Here is a 2751-nt window from a genome sequence, read left to right as displayed (position 1 = left end):
GATCGCTGGGCAGAACTCAAGGGATGGGCAGGATCATTCGAGGTCTCTTGAATTGAACTCAACAACAGGGTCAGCGGAGTGCGAAACTCATGACTCACATTACTGAAAAATACTCGCATGGCTTCTTCGGCACGTTTGCGATCGGTGATGTCGTCGAAAATGGCGATGACTTGACGGCTGCCCGCTTTGCCGACGCGCGAAGCGTAAGTCGCATACCAGCGTCCGGTTGCTTGGCTGTAATTTTCAAAGCGCACCGGCTCGCCCGTTTGCACCACTCGGTCATAGGTTTCGAGCCAACACGGTTCGACGTAGGCAATCTCGCTGGCGAGTTTGCCCGCCGCGTTTTCGAGTCCCGTCTGCCGCTCGAAAACTTGGTTGACTTCCAGATAACGGTGATCAACCACCTGTTCGTTTTCGTCATAAATCAACTCGAAAAGGACAAAGCCTTCGTCAATCGAATCGAACAGCGTGCGGTATTTTTCCTCTGACTGGGCGAGGTCTTCTTCGGCGCGGGCGCGTTCGAGGCGTGTCCAGATGCGCGTGGTCAATTCCCGCAGCAACTCGATTTCGTCGTCGCGCCAGTCATGCGGTTTGGAATCGAGCAGACTGAAATAGAAACGCCACTTGTCCTGGCGGATGAGCGGCACGCCGACGAACGCGCCTACGCCCAGCGCGGCATAACGCTCCCCGTCAATCTGCTCGTCTTTCGCGGTATCGCGGACGACGGCGATTTCTCCGGCGCGGTGGAGAAGTTCCAATTCAGGCGAGAAATAGTCTTTTGTCGCGTAAGAACCTTTCATATCCGGCAAATCCGGCTGATGCCATTCGTGGCTGACGCGACCCGTCTGTTGGTCTTCACTGATTTCGGCGAAAACGACGCGAACGACATTGAAATGCCCGCCGATCTTCGCGCCGATCGCATCCATCGTTTCGTCAATGTTCGTCAGGCGCGTGAGGTCTTGACTGACTTCGGCTAAAAAGGCGAGATTCGTTTCCGTGCGTTTGCGCTCGGTGATGTCGTTGAAGACAACGGCGACCATGTTGCTGCCTTCGCCGCCGATGCGCGAGGTATAAACGTTGAACCAATGGTCTGTTTCCTGCACGTAATTCTCAAGACGCTCTGGTTCGCCCGTTCGCGCAACTCGGTTCCAAGTATTAATCCAGTACGATGATTCGATATTCGGAATCAATTCGCGCAGGGTCTTCCCCTCGGCATCCTTGATGCCCGTATGCCGCTCGAAAGCGCGGTTCGTGTCGCGGTAGCGCACGTCGATCGCCGCGCCCTGCTGGTTGTAAATGATTTCGAGCAGGGAAAATCCTTCGTCAATTGAATCGAACAGCGTGCGGTATTTTTCTTCGCTCTCGCGCAATTGGTGGAGCGCGGCTTGTTCGGCTTCTGTGGTACGACGCATATCTTCGATATCGGTGATGGTGCCAACCCAACCGCGCAAATTTCCGTCAGCGTTCAATAGGGGTTCGCCGCGCACAGCTACACGACGGTAATCGCCCGCCATCGTGCGAAGCCGATATTCGGCGATCGCGGTCGTATGATGTGCGATCGCCGTTTGCCAGATTTGCCTAGTTTGTTCCACGTCGTCAGGATGTAGGACAGCAAGCCAGCCAAAATTTTTGTATTCGTCGAAGGTTTGCCCAGTGAACTGTTCCCAACCCGGAACTTCAGCAATAATGTTGCCTTTTGCGTCCGCCGTCCAAACCATTTTTGAAGTGGCGGAAACTAACGTGCGATATTTTTCTTCCGACTCGCGCAGGGCTGCTGCTGCCTGTCGCTGCTCAATCAAGTCGGCGGCTTGACGAACCAGTAAATCGAGAAACCGCAGTTCGCGATCGCTCGGTCGATGGTGTCTGCGCCAGTGAGTGGAAACCATGCCGATCAGGTTACCCGAACGGCTGATTAGGGGAGTGGACTGACCAGAGAAATAGCCCGCGTTTATCAGCAGCCGCAGAGAGCCATCGGGGTCATCAGTATCAGGCACGTCAAAATCAATAAAAGTCCGCTCGCCCGCTGCCAATGCCCTGCCACAAGACGTGTTTGAACTCGCGTTAAGCCGCTGGCAATCATCGGTCATCGCTTGACTAAAGCCCTGCGTAGCGATCAGCACTAACTCTTGCGTCGTTTCATCAAGAAATTGCATGCTTCCAGCATCTGCCCGCATGAGGGCGATCGCGGTTGCCATAATCTCGTCATAAAGCACCTGAATATCGGCTTCAGTGGTGAGTCGTGCGCTCAGGTCACGCAACAGTTGTGTATCTTGTAAGTCGCTTGCGATCGCAGCTTCGGCTAATGCGCGTTCGTCTTCGACGCGCTTGCATTCGCTAATATCATAGGAAACAGCAAGCACTGCATAAACTTCACCGTCGGTCGAACGTAGCGGCGTTCCACGTGAGATGAATGAGCGATTGTGAGCCTTGTGCTCATGCTCAAACGGCTCACCAGCCAGCCCCCGACGGTAAAGCCCCTCATAATATGCTGCCAATTCGGGTGGTAGCACCTCGAAAATTGTCCGCCCAACGAGATCTTCCGGCTTGAATCCAGCAGCGGACAACGCTTCTCCTTCAGCTACCAAGTAGCGGAGATTGCGATCGACGACAAACATAGCCCCACCTGGCAGATTCTCAATCAAAGCGCGCGAACGTTCTTCGGATTCGCGCAAAGCAATCTCTGTCTGCTTGCGCTCAGTGACCTCAGCTTCCAATCTGGAATTTGCTGCCAGCAAGTCCTGGGTTTGTCGC

Annotated in this window: 1 protein-coding gene; it reads right to left on the bottom strand. The window is 54.5% G+C overall.

Features of this window, described 5'->3' with window-relative positions; genetic code table 11:
* Positions 1-2714, bottom strand: a 2714-nt coding sequence (locus DP116_RS29850; RefSeq protein ID WP_246275830.1) for a PAS domain S-box protein, incomplete at its 3' end; no start/stop codon positions are given.
* Positions 2715-2751 lie beyond the last annotated feature (37 nt).

Origin of the sequence: Brasilonema bromeliae SPC951 (assembly GCF_012912135.1) — a bacterium.
GTDB lineage: Bacteria > Cyanobacteriota > Cyanobacteriia > Cyanobacteriales > Nostocaceae > Brasilonema > Brasilonema bromeliae.
Note: the sequence above shows the minus strand (reverse complement) of the source record. Positions and strands in the feature narration are given on the sequence as shown.